The organism is Acidimicrobiia bacterium (genome assembly GCA_009694375.1).
Classification (GTDB): Bacteria; Actinomycetota; Acidimicrobiia; order Acidimicrobiales; family VFJN01; genus VFJN01.
Genome location: SHVB01000014.1, coordinates 16656 through 33046, shown reverse-complemented (window position 1 = coordinate 33046; position 16391 = coordinate 16656). Strand labels below are relative to the sequence as shown.

The 16391-nt window shown below is 66.6% G+C and carries 13 protein-coding genes; 6 read left to right on the top strand and 7 right to left on the bottom strand.

Going from position 1 to position 16391, the window contains the following annotated elements; all coding sequences use genetic code 11:
• Positions 1–7: 7 nt before the first annotated feature.
• The 3 genes from EXQ71_09210 (at position 8) to EXQ71_09200 (ending at position 3500) form a co-directional block, all read left to right on the top strand.
• On the top strand, positions 8–781 hold the full coding sequence (locus tag EXQ71_09210) for an SDR family oxidoreductase (GenBank protein MSO87682.1): 774 nt from the start codon (positions 8–10) through the stop codon (positions 779–781).
• 6 nt (positions 782–787) lie between these two features.
• The gene (locus EXQ71_09205) at positions 788–1456 is read left to right on the top strand and encodes a leucyl/phenylalanyl-tRNA--protein transferase (GenBank protein MSO87681.1); all 669 of its coding nucleotides are present in this window, start codon (positions 788–790) and stop codon (positions 1454–1456) included.
• A 118-nt stretch (positions 1457–1574) separates the two neighbouring features.
• Positions 1575–3500: a protein meaA gene (locus EXQ71_09200; protein ID MSO87680.1), complete on the top strand. Its 1926-nt coding sequence runs from the start codon at positions 1575–1577 to the stop codon at positions 3498–3500.
• On the opposite strand, the gene EXQ71_09195 is transcribed toward EXQ71_09200, so the two are convergent.
• The 3 genes from EXQ71_09195 to EXQ71_09185 all read right to left on the bottom strand — a co-directional run bounded on the left by EXQ71_09195 (position 3457) and on the right by EXQ71_09185 (position 7541).
• The gene (locus EXQ71_09195; protein MSO87679.1) at positions 3457–4623 is read right to left on the bottom strand and encodes a CoA transferase; all 1167 of its coding nucleotides are present in this window, start codon (positions 4621–4623) and stop codon (positions 3457–3459) included. The two genes, EXQ71_09200 and EXQ71_09195, sit on opposite strands and share 44 nt — an antisense overlap.
• A 7-nt stretch (positions 4624–4630) precedes the next feature.
• Positions 4631–5638, bottom strand: a complete 1008-nt coding sequence (locus EXQ71_09190) for a hypothetical protein (protein MSO87678.1) — start codon at positions 5636–5638, stop codon at positions 4631–4633.
• Between the two features lie 361 nt (positions 5639–5999).
• The gene (locus tag EXQ71_09185) at positions 6000–7541 is read right to left on the bottom strand and encodes an acyl-CoA carboxylase subunit beta (GenBank protein MSO87677.1); all 1542 of its coding nucleotides are present in this window, start codon (positions 7539–7541) and stop codon (positions 6000–6002) included.
• A 140-nt stretch (positions 7542–7681) separates the two neighbouring features.
• On the opposite strand from EXQ71_09185, the gene EXQ71_09180 reads away from it, so the two are divergent.
• Positions 7682–9373: a D-aminoacylase gene (locus tag EXQ71_09180; GenBank protein MSO87676.1), complete on the top strand. Its 1692-nt coding sequence runs from the start codon at positions 7682–7684 to the stop codon at positions 9371–9373.
• A 79-nt stretch (positions 9374–9452) separates the two neighbouring features.
• On the opposite strand, the gene EXQ71_09175 is transcribed toward EXQ71_09180, so the two are convergent.
• Positions 9453–10676 (bottom strand): acyl-CoA dehydrogenase, encoded by a 1224-nt coding sequence (locus EXQ71_09175; GenBank protein MSO87675.1) that lies wholly within the window; start codon positions 10674–10676, stop codon positions 9453–9455.
• A gap of 63 nt (positions 10677–10739) precedes the next feature.
• Entirely contained in the window at positions 10740–12746 is a 2007-nt protein-coding gene (locus EXQ71_09170) for a hypothetical protein (GenBank protein MSO87674.1), read from the bottom strand.
• Between the two features lie 32 nt (positions 12747–12778).
• On the opposite strand from EXQ71_09170, the gene EXQ71_09165 reads away from it, so the two are divergent.
• Positions 12779–14107, top strand: coding sequence for an acyl-CoA dehydrogenase (locus tag EXQ71_09165; GenBank protein MSO87673.1), 1329 nt, complete (start codon positions 12779–12781; stop codon positions 14105–14107).
• Positions 14108–14128: 21 nt separating this feature from the next.
• On the opposite strand, the gene EXQ71_09160 is transcribed toward EXQ71_09165, so the two are convergent.
• Both EXQ71_09160 and EXQ71_09155 read right to left on the bottom strand, forming a co-directional pair.
• A complete protein-coding gene (locus tag EXQ71_09160; protein MSO87672.1) occupies positions 14129–14983 on the bottom strand; it encodes a flap endonuclease in 855 nt (284 codons plus the stop codon).
• A gap of 26 nt (positions 14984–15009) precedes the next feature.
• Positions 15010–15258 (bottom strand): DUF4404 family protein, encoded by a 249-nt coding sequence (locus EXQ71_09155; GenBank protein MSO87671.1) that lies wholly within the window; start codon positions 15256–15258, stop codon positions 15010–15012.
• A gap of 39 nt (positions 15259–15297) precedes the next feature.
• On the opposite strand from EXQ71_09155, the gene EXQ71_09150 reads away from it, so the two are divergent.
• A complete protein-coding gene (locus EXQ71_09150) occupies positions 15298–16389 on the top strand; it encodes a hypothetical protein (protein ID MSO87670.1) in 1092 nt (363 codons plus the stop codon).
• Positions 16390–16391 lie beyond the last annotated feature (2 nt).

Here is a 16391-nt window from a genome sequence, read left to right as displayed (position 1 = left end):
CCGCACCATGACTGCATCTGAACTGTTCGACATCGCCGGAAAACGAGCCGTGGTCACCGGTGGCGGCAGCGGCATCGGCACGATGATCGCCTCGGGGTTGGTGGAGGCAGGGGTGAGTGTGATCATTGCCTCTCGCAAAGAGGATTCCCTCAAAGAGGTCACCGAGGCGCTCGCCGAACGGGGCGATTGCTCCTACATCGTGGCCGACCTCTCGACCGAGGGGGGCTGCGAGGGCCTCGGCGCGGCGGTGGCGGAGCGTTGGGACTCGCTCGACATCCTCGTGAACAATGCGGGCGCCAACTGGGGGGCGCCGCTGGCCGAACAGAACAGCGCCTCCTGGCACCGAGTGCTCGACGTAAACGTGGAAGGCGTATTCCACACCACGAAGTTCCTTCTGCCTCTCCTGCAGGCCGCCGGCCGTGACGACGATCCGGCCCGGATCATCAACATCGGGTCGATCGACGGCATCCAGGTACCCGGCTTCGAGACCTTCGCCTACTCCGCCTCCAAGGCGGCCGTGCACCAACTCACCCGGCACTTGGCCAAACATCTGGCTCCACAGATCACCGTGAACGCCATCGCGCCGGGTCCGTTTCAGTCGCGGATGATGAAGGCCACCCTGGCCGCCGCCGGTGATGGCATGGCGAAGATGGTGCCGTTGCGGCGTATCGGGCAACCACAGGACATGGCCGGTCCGGCCATTTTCCTCTGCTCGAAAGCCGGGGCGTATCTCACCGGCGCAATCATCCCGGTAGACGGCGGCATCGCCACCACCAAGTAGATAGCGGTGCCGCTGGAGCCTGCTCCCACGCCCTGGAAGTTCCCTCCGGCCACCGAAGCCGACGACGACGGGGTGGCCGGAGTGGGGGCCGACCTCGAACCGGGCACGCTGCTGCACGCCTACCGTCATGGGCTCTTTCCGATGCCGCTCGGCCGTGACGGCCCGATGGGATGGTGGTCGCCTGATCCACGCGGGGTGCTGCCTCTTGATGGTCTCGTGGTGAGTCGCTCCCTGGCGCGTTCAACCGCTCGCTACGACGTGCGGGTGAATACGGCCTTTGCCGAAGTGGTGGAGGCGTGCGGGGATGCCCGACGACCGGGTGGCTGGATCAGCGCTGAGATTCACTCGGCCTACCAACGACTTCACGATCTCGGATGGGCCCACAGCATCGAGGCCTGGGACGATGACGGTCTGGCCGGCGGTCTCTATGGGGTGGCGATCAACGGCTTGTTTGCCGGAGAGTCGATGTTCTACCGCCGGGTCGATGCTTCCAAAGTGGCGTTGGTGGGCCTGGTGGATCTCTTGCGCCAGGACGGCGAACCCGCCCGCCTCCTCGACGTGCAGTGGGCCACCGACCATTTGCGGCGGCTGGGGGCGGTGGGAATCCCCCGTTCGGACTACCTCGATCGCCTCCGCCTCGCCTTGCGGGTAGGGCCGACTCCGGCCCTCAGATGAGCCCTCGGCCGGGGCGAGCCCGAGGGCGATCGGGTCATGGGGTTTGTCGCCCTGATCGCGGCGGGGGATCATGGAACCCATGACGCCCACCCACCTGGAGCAACCGGATCGTCCCTGGATGATTCGCACGTACTCGGGTCACTCCACGGCCAAGGCCAGCAACGAGTTGTATCGCGCCAACCTGGCCAAGGGGCAGACGGGTCTGTCGATCGCCTTCGACCTCCCCACCCAGACCGGTTATGACCCCGACCATGTCCTGGCCAAGGGCGAGGTGGGCAAGGTCGGCGTTCCGGTCGTGCACCTGGGCCACATGGGGGAACTGCTCGACGGTATCCCTCAGGGCGAGATGAACACCTCGATGACTATCAACGCGCCCGCCGCGTGGTTGCTCGGGCTGTACGTAGCCAACGCCGAGAATCACGGCGTGGCCAGTGAGGAACTTCGCGGCACGACACAGAACGACATCGTCAAGGAGTACCTCTCCCGGGGCACCTACATTTTTCCGCCGCTGCCGTCGCGGCGTCTGATCGTGGACATGATCGCCTTCTGCGCCGAGCGGGTGCCGCGATGGAACCCGATGAACGTGTGCAGTTATCACCTGCAGGAGGCGGGAGCGACGCCAGTGCAGGAACTGGCCTACTCGTTGGCCACCGCCATCGGGGTGCTCGACGCCGTGCGAGAATCTGGTCAGGTTGCGCCCGAGGCGTTCCCGCAGGTGTTCGCCACCATCAGTTTCTTCGTGAACAGCGGCATCCGCTTCGTGGAGGAGACGGCCAAGATGCGAGCGTTCACCCATCTATGGGATCGCATCGGCCTAGAGCGCTACGGCGTCACCGATCCCAAGGCCCGACGGTTTCGCTACGGCGTGCAGGTAAACAGCCTTGGCCTCACCGAGGCCCAACCCGAGAACAACGTGCAGCGCATCGTCCTCGAAATGCTGGGAGTGACCTTGTCGCGCGGGGCGCGGGCGCGTTCGGTGCAGTTGCCGGCCTGGAACGAAGCCCTCGGTCTGCCCCGGCCCTGGGACCAGCAGTGGGCATTGCGTATGCAGCAGGTCCTGGCCTACGAGACCGACCTCCTCGAGTATCCGGACCTGTTCGAGGGGTCGGTGGTGGTTGAGGCTCTCACGGCGGAATTAGCCGAAGCCGCCTGGGCCGAGTTGCAGGAGGTGCTCGACCTGGGGGGCGCGTTCGGAGCGATCGAACAACTGAAGGGGCGTCTGGTCAGCAGCCACGCCGAGCGCTTGCGCAAGATCGAGTCGGGTGATCTCACGGTGGTGGGAGTCAACCGCTTCACCGAAGCCCTGCCGTCTCCGTTGGAAGGGGAGGGGTCCATTCTCAGGGTAGATCCCGACGTGGAGGCCCTCACGGTGGCGGGGGTGGTGCAGTGGCGGGCCCAACGAGACCACGATGCGGTGCAGCGGGCGCTCGACGAACTGCGGCGGGTGGCGATGTCGACTGAGAACGTGATGCCCGCCACCATTGATCTCGCCCACGTTGGGGGCACGACCGGGGAGTGGGCGGGCGTGCTGCGCGAGGTATTCGGAGAGTACCGAGCCCCTACCGGAGTGGCCGCCGCCGCCGGGGCGGCGGGAGGCAGCGCGGGTCTTCGGGCCCTGGCCGAACGGGTGAAGGCCCTCCCGGGGGGACCACCCCGGCTTCTCGTGGCCAAGCCGGGTCTGGATGGACACAGCAATGGTGCCGAACAGATTGCCGTGGCGGCACGTGACGCCGGCCTCGAGGTGATCTACCAGGGGATTCGGCTCACCCCGGAGCAGATCGCGTCAGTAGCCCTCGACGAGGATGTGGATGTGATCGGCCTCTCCATCCTCTCGGGCAGTCATCTCGACTTGGTGCCCGAGGTGGTGCGTCTCTGTCGCCAACGGGGGGTGACGGCGCCAGTGGTGGCCGGCGGGATCATCCCGGAGGAGGATCGGCCGCGCCTGCTGGCGGCGGATCTGGCGGCGGTCTACACCCCGAAGGACTTCAACTTCACCACCATCATGGGTGAGATCGTGGATCTCGCGGTGGCTCACCGGGGCTGACCGTTTCCTGGGGTTCGGGTGGAAGGGCCCACTGCGGTTCGTCGGCCCCGAGGGCACGACCGGGCCAGCGGATGTGACCGGGGGTGGCGGAGAGGTGGGCCACGAGGCCCTGCATGGGTACGCCGTCGACCGTGACAATAGATTGGCGCGCCGCGAAGTGTGGGTCGTTGGCGATGTCGGCCATGTCATGGATGGCGGCGGCGGCGGCCTCGGCATCGTCGAAGGCGGCCAGTACCTCATCGCGGGGACGGGTGGCACAGAACGCGGTCAGGCACGCATCGATCTCGTCACGTGCCGCAATTCGTCCGTTGAAGGTCTGCAGATCGGTGCGGTCGCCCAAGCCGATGAGGGCCATGACCCGCGCCGCCACCGACTCGGCCGAGGTGGACACCGCTATCCAATGTCCATCAGCACAACGCCACGTTCCGCGTGGAACTGAGTACGGGATACCGGAGCCCAATCGGGGCTGCAGATAGCCCGAGGTGGCATAGGCGCCCGGCAGGGGCCCCATGCACTGGAACAGCGACTCCAGGAGATTCACATCAACCACCTGGCCCACCCCGGACCACAGCGCGGTCATGGTGGCAAAGGCGCCCACGATGGCGGTGATCTCGTCGGTGAGGGCGATGGGCGGCAGCAAGGGGCCACCGTCGGGTTCCCCATTGAGGGCGGCGAAGCCCGACAGGGCCTCGGCGATGGTGGCGAAGCCGGCTCGGTGGGCGTAGGGGCCGTCCTGTCCAAATCCGGTGACTCGGAGGATCACCAAGGAGGGGTTGCGGGCGAGGAGTACGTCGGGGCCGAGGCCGAGTCGTTCGAGCGTGCCAGGCCGAAAGTTTTCCACCAAGACATGGCCTTCTTCGACCAGGCGCAGGATGGTGGCCCGGCCTTCCGCCGTTTTGATATCCACCACCGCGCAGCGTTTGTTGCGCGACACCATCTTCCAATACAACGAGGTGCCATCGGCGGGGTGCGGTACCCCCATGCCGCGGGTGGCATCGCCGGTGCCGGGGCGTTCGATCTTGAGTACGTCAGCGCCGTAGTCGGCGAGGTAGCGGGCGGCGCCGGGTGCGGCGATCACCGTGGCGAGGTCGAGCACGCGGATCCCCGCGAGGGGCCCGCTCATGCCGGGATCATCGGGTGGTCACGGCCATGGCAAAACAGCGATCACGGAGGTGGCCGAGGGCGTAGTCGGCGTAGGCCCCGCCGTACATGTGGCGAGTTTGCTCGGTCCAGGCCAGTGCCTCAGGGCTGGAGATCCGGCGGTGCACCTGAAGGATGCCGCCATCGAACACGCGGTATTCGGCCCAGGTGCCGGGGTAGTCCTTTACGCAGGCCACCTCTGCCCAGGGCCGGTCGCCGGTGGTGGATATTCGGCGTACCCGATTTCGGTGGGTGTGGCCGGCGAAGTAGCCGAGAATGCCGGGATGGCGAGCCACGGTGGCCACGAGTTGTTCGGAGGGGTCGGGGAGGATCCCGAAATAGCTTTCCGGGCGCGCCGCGCTATCGGGGTTCCACACGTGGTGGTGGCCGAACACGAGTACCGGTTGGTCGGCGCTACCGGCGAGATCGTCTAGCCAGGCAAGTTGCGACGACGTGACCCGTCCCGGGGTGCGGCCGGGATCGGTGGTGTCGAGGACAGCCACGGTGACGCCCGGCAGGTCGACCCGCTGGGTGGGGGTGGCGGCGTAGTGGCCGCCGTAGTAGCCGTCGTGGTTGCCGCGAACGTGCACCAGTCTTTCGCCGAAGGCAGGCTCGTAGGCCGCCCGGAAGGCGGCGTATTCCTCCAGCGTGCCCTTGGCGGTGAGGTCGCCCTTCACGATCACCAGATCGGGGTTGAGGCCCTTCATCTCAGCTATCGCAGCGCGATTCATCACCTCGGGATACGGATCAGCCCCCGGTTCAGCACTGAAGACGGGTCCCATGTCGAATCCCTCGATGACACCGCAGGTGGTCTCCCCGAAGTGAACATCGTTGACGGTGGTGATGGTGGCGAGGCGCTCGCCGAGGCGTGGCAGGGTGCGAAAGGCGAACCCGTCGATCTGATGATCGGTATCAGGAGTGAGGCCGTCGAACACCCGCATCTCGTGGCCGTCATGGATCACGGCCTCGTCGTCGGCCACGGTGGTGAGTTCGGCCATAAGCGGGGGCGGCGTTGGTGGCCCGCTAGGCCTTGATCGCGATCGCCGGGGCGACCCTGTCGTGGCGGTACTGGCGGCGAGGGGCCCAGCGCATCCCGCCGGGGCGGAGGGGGGTTGAGGTCGGGAGGTCGCTCACCGCCTCGAGGATAGGCAACTTCCGGCAGCGGTAGGAGATCACCCGGGTCGGGCGCGGCGAGCGGGGATTGGTTTGGACCACCAACGGCCCGCGAAACGCCAGCGAGGCGGCTCGACATCGGGGGCCGCCGCCGCAACGGTTCGAGGCCATACGACCTCGACAGCCGCCGCGATGGCGGCAGCCTCTTCGTCGCTGGGGAGGGGAGTGATCTCCATCAGCGGACCATCACAGGGGAACGTTGCCGTGCTTACGTTTCGGGAGTTCCTCGCGCTTGGAGCGCAACAGTTCCAGGCCGGCGATGAGCTTGATACGGGTGTGGGCGGGATCGATTACGTCGTCGACGAACCCACGTTCTGCTGCCACGTACGGGTTGCAGAACTTTTCGGTGTAATCCTCTACGAGTTCGGCTCGCCTGGCTGCGGGATTTTCGGCGGCGGCGAGTTCCTTGCGGTGCACAATCTCCACGGCCCCCTGCGGCCCCATCACGGCCAACTCGGCGCTCGGCCAGGCGAAGGCGAGGTCGGCGCCGATGGACTTCGAGTTCATCACCACATAGGCGCCTCCATAGGCCTTGCGGGTGATCATCTGGATGCGCGGCACGGTGGCTTCGCAGTAGGCGTAGAGGAGTTTGGCGCCGTGACGAATGATGCCGCCGTACTCCTGGTCGACCCCAGGGAGGAATCCGGGCACGTCTACGAAGGTGATGAGGGGAATGTTGAAGGCATCGCAGGTGCGCACGAAGCGGGCCGCTTTCTCAGCGCTGTTGATGTCCAGCACGCCGGCTAGGACCATCGGTTGGTTGCCCACGATGCCCACGGGGTGGCCGTCGAGACGGGCGAAGCCACAGGTGATCGAACCGGCCCAGTGGGGGAAATACTCGACATAGTCGGCGTCGTCCACCACGGCCCCGATCACGGATTTCATGTCGTAGGGGATGTTGGGACTGGCGGGCATCAGCTCGCGGAGTTCAGGAGTCTCCCGATGGGGGTGGTCGGAGGGGGCGATCGCCGGCGGCGCGTCGAGGTTGTTGGAGGGGAGGAAACTGAGCAGGTATCGCACCTCTTCGAGGACGATCTGTTCGGTGTCGCCTACGAAGGTGGCGACCCCCGACTTCGAGGCGTGGGACATGGCGCCCCCGAGTTCTTCGAGGGTCACCTCCTCGCCGGTCACGGTCTTCACCACCTCAGGGCCGGTGATGAACATGTGTGAGTGCTCCTTCACCATGAAGATGAAGTCGGTCATGGCGGGGGAGTACACCGCACCGCCGGCGCAGGGTCCGAGGATCACACTGATCTGGGGGATCACGCCCGACGCCTGCACGTTGCGGTGGAAGATGCCGCCGTAACTGGCCAGGGAGACCGGGCCTTCCTGAATACGGGCTCCGGCGCCGTCGTTCAACCCGATGAGGGGCGCACCCACCTTGATGGCGAGGTCCATGACTTTGTGGATCTTTTCGGCGAACACCTCACCCAGCGCGCCGCCGAAGACGGTGAAGTCCTGGCTGAAGAGAAACACTTTACGGCCGTCGATCGTGCCCCAACCGGTAACCACGCCGTCGGTGTAGGGACGCTCAAGCATGCCGCTGTCGTGAGCACGGTGCCGGGCCAGCATGTCGAGTTCGTGGAACGAACCCGGGTCGAGCAGGAACTCGATCCGCTCTCGGGCGAGCATCTTGCCCTGGCTGTGTTGGCGTTCAACGGAGCGATCGGATCCGGCGTGTAACGCCTGCTCCTTGCGCTTGGCCAACTCGGAAAGACGGTCGCTCATCGTGTGCTCGGTCACCTCTCTACGGTAGCGGTGGGCCAGCGACGGCGGAAACCACATCGTCGATCCCCACCCTGTGTGAATCGGTGATTGGCTATCCTTGTTTGTAACATCGGGACGTTTTGGAACGAGGGGAAGTGGAAATGCACGACCTGGTTATCCGTGGGGGAAGCGTGGTGGATGGCACCGGTACTCCGTCGGTTACGGCTGATATCGCCGTGACCGACGGCCTGATCACCGAGGTGGGGCGGGTAGATGGCCGAGGCGAGCGCGAATTGGCTGCCGATGGGCTCGTTGTGGCGCCGGGGTGGGTGGATATCCACACGCATTACGACGGTCAGGTGACCTGGGATCCCGAACTCACACCGAGTAGTTGGCACGGGGTGACCACAGTGGTGATGGGCAACTGCGGGGTGGGGTTCGCTCCCGTTCGCCCCGATGCGCAGGGTTTTCTCATCGAATTGATGGAAGGGGTGGAGGACATCCCGGGTACGGCACTGCACGAGGGCATCGACTGGGACTGGGAGAGTTTCCCCGAATACCTCGACGCGCTCGACAAGACGCCCCGTGCTCTCGACGTGGCCGCCCAAGTCCCCCATGCGGCGCTGCGCGCCTACGTGATGGGGGAGCGGGCCCACGAGCAAGATGCGACCGCCGATGACATCGCCGCCATGGCCGCCCTTGCCGAACAGGGCCTGCGGGCCGGGGCCTGTGGCGTAAGCACCAGTCGCACGATTCTTCATCGCTCGAAGTACGGCCTGGTGCCCGGCACCGAGGCCCTCCCCCGCGAACTTCTGGGGCTAGCCGAAGGGATGGCTCGCGCTGGCCACGGCGTGTTCCAACTGGTGTCGGATCACCATGGCGGTGCTGGCGACCGGGATTGGCTGGTCGATCTTGTCGACCGCACCGGGGTGAAGGCCACCTACACCCTGGCGCAGGCGCCCTACGCGCCGGATCGTTGGCGCGAGGCCCTCGCCGCTACCGAGGCGGATCTGCGAGACGGTAGGCGGATCATCCCGCAGGTGGCCTGTCGCCCCACCGGAATGCTGTTCGGTCTTCAATCTTCGCTCCACCCCTTCTCCACCCATCCCAGCTACGTGGCGGTACAGCATCTCCCCCTGAGCGAGCGGGTGGCGTACCTGTCCCGGCCGGAGGTGCGAGCCGCGCTGGCGGCTGAGGCGCCCGCCACCGAAAACGTCATCGCCCTGGCTCTGATGCAACGGTGGGACCAGATCTTCCCGCTGGGCGACCCACCGGATTACGAGCCGCCGCGTTCCGCCAGCGTGGCCGGGGTGTCGGAACGGGAGCGCCGCCACCCGCAGGAGGTGGTACTCGATTGGCTCTTGCAGCGCGACGGCACCGCTTTCCTGTTTGCTCCGTTGGCCACCTACATGGACCACGACCACGAGGTGGTGCGGGAGATGATGACCCACCCCAACACGGTGCTCGGCCTCTCCGACGGGGGCGCCCACTGTGGGCTCATCTGCGACGTCAGCATGCCCACCTATCTCCTCACTCACTGGGTGAACGGGCGTGAGCGCGGTCCGCGTATCGGGTTGGAGCACGCCATCAGTTTGCAGACGTCCCGCACGGCGGCTGCCTATGGCTTCACCGACCGGGGGGTACTCAGCCCTGGGATGCGGGCCGATATCAACTTGATCGACCTAGAGGGCATGCATCTGCGGGCCCCGGAAATGGCGTTCGACCTACCCGCCGGTGGTCGTCGACTCATCCAGAAGGCCGACGGCTACGTGGCCACGCTGCTGGCCGGGCAGGTCACGATGGAACACGGCGAAATGACCGGCACGCGCCCCGGGGGTCTTGTTCGCCTCTGATGGAGCGATCGCGCTGTTACCAATGCGGGAGCCACCTACGGTTCGCAGTGGCGGCGATCGGGGTGGCTGGCGGGCTCCCTCAACTCTTGGGCAGATCGCTCCACGGTTGTCCTTTGAGAGGGTCGGGCTCGCGAGGCAGGCCCAGCAGACGCTCGGCGACGATGTTGCGTTGGATGTTCTCGGTGCCGCCACCGATCCGACTGGACCACTGGAAGAGGAAGACGTCCTGCCAGAAGCCAGCGTCCGGGGCATCGTCGTGCCACAGGGTGCCGGTGGCACCCATGATCGACATGACCGTTGATCCGGTGTGTTCCACCTGATAACTGTTCAGGAGTTTCAGCACCGAAGCCTCCGGTCCCGGCGGTACGCCCTGGGCCACCGCAGTGCGCACGCGGTACACGAGCCACCGTTGAATCATTTCTAGCGTGGCCAGACGGGCGAGTTCCTGGCGCAGCACCAGGTTGTCGTTCACGGCAAAGAGGCGGGCCAACGTCACGATGTCCCGCCATCCTGTCTGGCCGCCTCCGCCGATGGAGGTGCGTTCGGCGGTGAGGGTGGTCATGGCCACCCGCCACCCATCGCCGACGTCACCGACCACGTTGGCGTGGGGCACCCGCACGGCGTCGAGGAACACCTCGTTGAAGTGGATGGCCCCGTCGATCTGGCGTAGGGGACGCACGGTGACACCAGGCGAGTGCATGTCGACCACGAAGTATGTGATGCCCGCGTGCTTGGAGACGTGGGGGTCGGTGCGGGCGAGACAGATGCCCCAATCGGAACTATGGGCGAAGGATGTCCACACCTTCTGGCCGGTGATGACCCACTCGTGGCCGTCTCGTTCCGCCCTGGTGCTGAGGGAGGCCAGATCCGACCCCGACCCGGGTTCGCTGAAGAGTTGGCACCACACTTCCTCCCCCCGCAGCATCGGTGGGAGGAGTCGTTGCTGCTGCTCGTCGGTGCCGTGGGCCATGAGGGTGGGCCCGGCCATGTCGATGCCGACGACAAAGAAGTTGGCGGCCACGTCGAAGCGGGTCTCCTCCTCGGACACAACGCCCGCCTCGATGCCCGACCGTCCTTGCCCGCCGAAGTGGCGTGGCCAATGGGGCGCCGCCCACCCGGCGTCGAACTTCTGTCGCTGCCAGGCCTTGGCCATGTTCAGTTGGGCAACGTCGGCGTCGTCGGTCTTGGCCCGAAAGGCTTTCCAGTGGCCCTCGCCTTCGCCACGGATCTTGGCCACCGACTCGAACCAGGCCCGGGCCTCGGCTCGAACGGCCGCTTCGGCCGGGCTGTCGTCAACGTCCACTAGAACAGGTTCTAGTTCGGGGGAGAGTCAGCCGTCGATCCGGGTGGGTCCGGCAGCGCCACCTCAGGGTGCGATGGGATCGAGCGCCTCGGCGGTGTAACGCACCCGCGGGTTCCACAGCAGGAACCCGTCTACTCCGACGGCGGCGGCGCTGGCGATCTGGGCCCGCACCTCCGCCTCGTTGTACGGCACGCCGTAGAGGGTGAAGTCCTGCAGCCATGGCAACAACCGCACGCCGGTGCCCTTGGTTACCCGCTGGAAGTCGGCGAGGGATGCCGCGATGATCTCGCCGGGCTGTTTGATCGGGTTGGCCACCCGATACATACCCGCCCCCCAGTGGGACGGGTACAGCATGGGGGCGAGGTAATCCACCGCAGTGGCCATCTTCGGTACGTCCTGGGCAATGCTGTCACCGGCGGCCGCCGCGATGCCGAACACTGATGCTCCCTGGTAAGCACCCTGCCGACGCAGCGCCTCATGAGAGGTGCTGAGGAAACCGGCCACCGAATCCGAACTGGTTCCAACGAGATCAGGCACCACCATGGTGTCGGGTGCACCCTCCGGTCGGCGGATGTAGTCCCAGAGGATGTCTTTTACACCGAGCGACACCGCTTCGAGGGCGATATCGAGGTTGTAGTCACGGACCTTGGCGTTGGCATAGTTGGTGAAGCCGCCGTACGCGCTCAGCATCCCGCCCTCGGGGGTTTGGAGCACCTCGTCCTGGCGGTTTTCAGACCAGGCGGCCTCTGCGTAGATCGGATCGCGGAACGCCACGAGGCGACCGACGACGCGCACCCCCTTAGCGTCGAGGGTTCGCACGACTTCGGCGAGGTCATAGATGCCCGCGATGGACCCGATGCGAAGGGCCTCGGGGATCTTGGACTGGTAGCCGATCATCCCGGACTCGTCTTTGAGGTCGAGCTCCACCGTGTCGATGCGGCCCTCGTCGATGAGGTTGAGCACGCCGGTCCGCAGTTCGTCGTCGGCCCAGGCGGCCGCACTCACGTGGATGCCGCGCGACGCCTCCGGGTAGGTCACCGGCACCACCGTGGTGGCGAGGGTTTGGTTGCCCGCCTCATCGGTGGCCTCGAAACGCAGGACACCGGTGGGGGGGCTGTCGAAGGTCACCTTGAAGCGGCCGTCATTGGTGGCGAGCGGGTTGCCGGCGAAGGTGAGTGATGCGCCCTTCTCCACCGAGCCCTGCACCGTCACCTTCTTATCGATGGCCACTGGCTTGAGGCTCGATGGCAGGTCGATGACCGGAGCAATGCTGTCGACCGAATAGCGCCAGGTGAAGTGCGAGTCGCCGAGGAGGAACCGTCCCACGGACACCTTGATTTCGTGGTCCCCCTCGTCGAGAGCATGCTCCACGACCTCAGAGGTAACGAGTTGCTGTGGGCTGATCAGCACGGTCGTACTGGCGTAATCGCCGGGAGCGAGATCTTGTTTCACGTCGACACCGTCGAGGGTGAGGGTGCTGCGGAAGAGTTCGTCGGGGGAGGCGAAGGCCAGGGTGACGTTCAACGCGGCGGCGTTGCCTGGGGTGAGGGCCTGGCCGTTGTCCACCCCGGCGACGGCGATCTCGATACGGGTGGAACTCCAGAACGCGTGCCCGATCCAGGCCGCCATGGCCACCGCCACGAGCGCCAACGTCCACAGGAACAGGTCTATCGGTCGACGCGACCGATAGACGCGGCGGCGCCGGGGCCGGTGGGTCGGCAGCGGCCCCGGGGTGAAGTCGAGTGAGGGACGGCGCGCCGGTTTGCGCAGGCCCCGGGGGGCCTGGCGGCGACGGGGCCCTTGGGCCCCGGGGATGTCACGAAGAGAAGAGACCATCAGAAGGTGGCCACGCACACATGCACGCACGGGCCGGGTAAGAGTCTGCCCGCTCGACCCCCCTCGGGGCCATCGCGATGACCACCACCGCGTGGATCGCGGCGGTGCGCGGGGTCCAATAGGGCCGGCTAGGAGGGTTATTCGGGACCGGGACCGACGGCCATGACCCGGGGGTGTCCGAGGGTTCTCGGGCCAACTTGACCCGCCGGTCAGGTTGGTTTCTACTGGTGTCATACACCCACCGTCCAGCGGTTCCAGGGGGATCGATGACCGACACCACAGAGCGCCTGGTCCATGCCAACGAGGCCGTTGAGGCCGTCAAGGTGTGGTTGGCAGAGAACTGGGACCCCGACCTCACCGTCGCCGAATGGTGGAACCGTCTTGGTCTGTCGGGCTGGGCGGCCCCTGGCTTGCCCGAGCATGCGTACGGCAAGGGCCTGAACCGCAACGACACCGTGGCGGTACAAAACGCCATCGTGGAATTCGGCGCCCTCGGAGCCCCGGGTGGCCTCGGTCTGCTCCTCGCCGCTCCCACCATCGCCAGCCACGGCACCCAAGAGCAGATTGATCTGTACGTGCGAGACATCGTGACCGGGCAGAAGGCCTGGTGTCAGCTCTTCAGCGAGCCCGGGGCGGGTTCGGACCTTGCTGGTCTGCAGAGCCGGGCGATTCAGGACGGTGACGAGTGGATTGTGACCGGCCAGAAGGTGTGGACCTCCGGCGGCCAGGTATCGGACCTCGGCATGCTCATCGCCCGCACTGATCCGGATGTGCCTAAGCATCAGGGCATCACATACTTCGCCATCGACATGCACCAAAAGGGCATCGACATTCGGCCCTTGGTAGAGATGACCGGCCACGCCCTGTTCAACGAGGTCTTCATGGAAGAGGCGGTGGTGCCCAACAGCGCCGTCGTGGGTGGTCTGAACAACGGGTGGGCGGTAGCCAACACCACGCTGCAGAACGAGCGGGCCGGGCTTGGATCCGGGGGCGGACACGCGGCCGGCGGTGCGGCTACTCCCGGGACGGTCGTGAACGATCTTGCGCGGCGTGCCGGCGACTTCGTGCCCACCGGGGGCAGCCGCCCGCGGCGCGGTGGCGGTGGCGGTGGGATGTTCGGTGCGTCCTACAACCTCTTGGTAGATCTGGCCAAGGGCAACGGTAAAATCGCCGATCCCAGTGTTCGGCAGGATCTGATGAAACTGCATACGCTGAACGAACTCGGTCGCATGCACAGCCTGCGAGCCAAGGCGGCGAAGGCCATCGGGCAAGACGTGCCCGGGCTTCCGAACATTTCCAAGCTTTCGATGAGCGAGATCGTGCGGCAACAGCGCGATCTCGGCCTGCGGATCCTCGGACCCCTCGGCACGCTGCACGGCTACACGCCCGACCAGCAAGCGGCGTTGAATGAGGCCACCGGCAACCCCTTCACCGCCATGATCACCGGGATGGCCCTGTTCGCCCAGGCCCCGCCCATTTATGGCGGCACCGACCAGGTGCAGAAGAACATCATCGGCGAGCGCGTGCTCGGCCTCCCCAAGGAGCCCAACAGCGACAAGACGGCGGCCTTCCGGGATCTTCCCAAGAACGCCTGACGCCCCACCGGGGGGGCCGGGTTAGCCCCCCGCCAGCCGGTTGGCGCGTTCGGCGAGCCGGCTGTCGCCGAGGTCTTGCGCCACCGTCGTGAAGCCTTCCTGCGGGCCCGTCCAGCGCCATTGGTCAACGGTGCCGACCGCTGCGGTGGTCATCACGGTGGCGATGCGCCGAAAGAGCACAGCCAAGTCGAATTGCTCCCGCAGGGTGGCGCTCAGCCGGGTGGCGCCGCGCACGTTGGTGTCCCACTGGGCGGGATCTTGGGGAATGTCCTCGAGGTGCCCCCAGCGGTCCAGGATGGCGGCCGCCGACTTGGCTCCCCACCCCGGGAGCCCAGGAAAGCCATCGGCGCTATCCCCCATGAGGGCGAGGAGGTCGGGCACCGATGCCGGTGGCACCCCGAGCCGGGTGCGCACGCCCTGCGCATCGAACCACTTGTCCTGGCGACGGTCCCATTGCCACACCTTGCCCCCCACGCACTGTCCCAGGTCCTTGTCGGGGGTACAGATCACCACGCGCTCAACGCGGTGGTCGGCGGCGGCCACCATCGCCCCCGCCGCCAGGGCATCGTCGGCCTCTTGGTCCACCATGGGCCATACCGTGAAGCCTGCGGAGCGCAGGGCGTCTTCCACGACTGGGAACTGGGCGTGCAGGGCCGGTTCAATGTCGGACCCGTTCTTGTACCCGGCCCACAGGGCGTTGCGGAAGGATTCGACAACGTGATCGGTGGCGATGGCCACGTGGGTGGCCCCCTGCTCAACAAGGGTGAGGCACGACCCCACCACTCCGCGCACCGCGCCGTAGGCGGCGTCGGTGTTGCCCGGTGAGTAGTGGTAACGGAACAGCTCGTAGGTGCCGTCGATGAGGTGTACCTGCATCGTGTCGCCCGGACCGGGATTAGAGGTCAGAGGCCCATGGCGCTGAGGGCATCAGCGGCTCGCCCAATGGTGGCGGCGAGGGATGGATGCGATACCTCGAAGCGTTGTACGTGCTCGAGGAGTTCGTCGACCACGCCGTCGGGGTCTTCTTCGCCGAGTCGGCGCTCGACTTCGCCGGCGAGGGCGGCGAGCTCCTCGCGGTTGTCGGCGCCGTCTTCAGCGGCGTCGATGGCTTCCTTGAGGTGGGCGAGTAGCTCTTCGAGGGGTTCGTGCATGGATCTACATCGTAGGCCGACGGTAGGTTGATCGTCACCGTGCTGACGAATACGTCCTATTCCCGGGCATCGATCCGCCCTTGCTGGAGCGCCGTCGCGGTGGGTCTTTTGCTTCTTGTCGGGGCCTGTGGCGGCGACAACCCCGCCCGGGACTCCGCCACCGGGCCGGAGGAGCGCGGTGATCGGTCGAATCGTGGGGCCCTGCCCACCCTCGCCGGTGGGATCGATCTGACGCCGGTGGATCCCGCCGCGGTGCTGGTGGCCGATGGCCTCACCTTCGGGGAACCCTTGCCCAGCGAGCAGGCCGCCGCCGATGCCTTTGTGGAGGGGCCAGAGGTGACCGCGGCGGCCGCCCGCCGAGTGCTGAGCGTGGCCACCACCCGCCTGGTGGCGCGGGTGATGGTGCTCACCCTCAACGGAGCCGAGTTTTTTGATGCGGGGTCGCTCGACGGATTTCTCGTTGGGTTGATCGAGTCCTACGGCGGCGGCCCCATCGAGGAGGTAACGGTGGGCCCGCAACGTACGTGGCGATCAGTGGGCACAGATACCACTGCGCAGGGATTCGTGCTGGGGAACCTCTTGGTGCTGGTCACCGCCCCGATCGGCGCCGACACGGCCCTGGTGGTGGAGCGGCAAGTAGCGGCGCGGGTGGCGGGGATCGTGGGCACCACGGTGCCGGTCACGCCGATGCTTCCCTTACCCATTGAGGCACCGTTTGTGGTCGTGCCCACGGTGTCGTTCCAGAACATCGTCGCGCCGGAGATCGAAGTGCCACCGGCTCCGCCGGAGGTGGCCGGGGCGACGGGTGTGTTGGGTCGGTACGCGGTGGTGGCCGGGGAGCGCCGCAGCGTGGCGTGGTCCCTCACCGTGGATCCGGCGCGGTACCCCGCGGCGGAGGCCCTGGATCCGGTCATGGCGGCCCTGGCTGCTACCCGGGCGGGGGGACGCGCCGCCGCGGTTACTGAAGTGGTGGACCGAGTGGTGTGGGCGGCCGATGCGGCTCCGGGGGTAAAGGGTGCGCTGGCGGCCCGGGTGTTCCGTCACGGAGCGCTGGTGGTGCTGGTGGAGGGAACCGATCCCGTCCAGGTGGATGCCGCGGTGGCCGATTGGATCTCGACTCTGGCTGGCTGACC

Excerpts from the sequence above, each read along its gene's own strand:
- EXQ71_09210 (MSO87682.1), top strand. The coding sequence starts at position 8 with ATGACTGCATCTGAACTGTTCGACATCGCCGGAAAACGAGCCGTGGTC.
- EXQ71_09200 (MSO87680.1), top strand. The coding sequence starts at position 1,575 with ATGATTCGCACGTACTCGGGTCACTCCACGGCCAAGGCCAGCAACGAG.
- EXQ71_09195 (MSO87679.1), bottom strand. The coding sequence starts at position 4,623 with ATGAGCGGGCCCCTCGCGGGGATCCGCGTGCTCGACCTCGCCACGGTG.
- EXQ71_09190 (MSO87678.1), bottom strand. The coding sequence starts at position 5,638 with ATGGCCGAACTCACCACCGTGGCCGACGACGAGGCCGTGATCCATGAC.
- EXQ71_09185 (MSO87677.1), bottom strand. The coding sequence starts at position 7,541 with ATGAGCGACCGTCTTTCCGAGTTGGCCAAGCGCAAGGAGCAGGCGTTA.
- EXQ71_09180 (MSO87676.1), top strand. The coding sequence starts at position 7,682 with ATGCACGACCTGGTTATCCGTGGGGGAAGCGTGGTGGATGGCACCGGT.
- EXQ71_09170 (MSO87674.1), bottom strand. The coding sequence starts at position 12,746 with ATGACACCAGTAGAAACCAACCTGACCGGCGGGTCAAGTTGGCCCGAG.
- EXQ71_09165 (MSO87673.1), top strand. The coding sequence starts at position 12,779 with ATGACCGACACCACAGAGCGCCTGGTCCATGCCAACGAGGCCGTTGAG.
- EXQ71_09160 (MSO87672.1), bottom strand. The coding sequence starts at position 14,983 with ATGCAGGTACACCTCATCGACGGCACCTACGAGCTGTTCCGTTACCAC.
- EXQ71_09155 (MSO87671.1), bottom strand. The coding sequence starts at position 15,258 with ATGCACGAACCCCTCGAAGAGCTACTCGCCCACCTCAAGGAAGCCATC.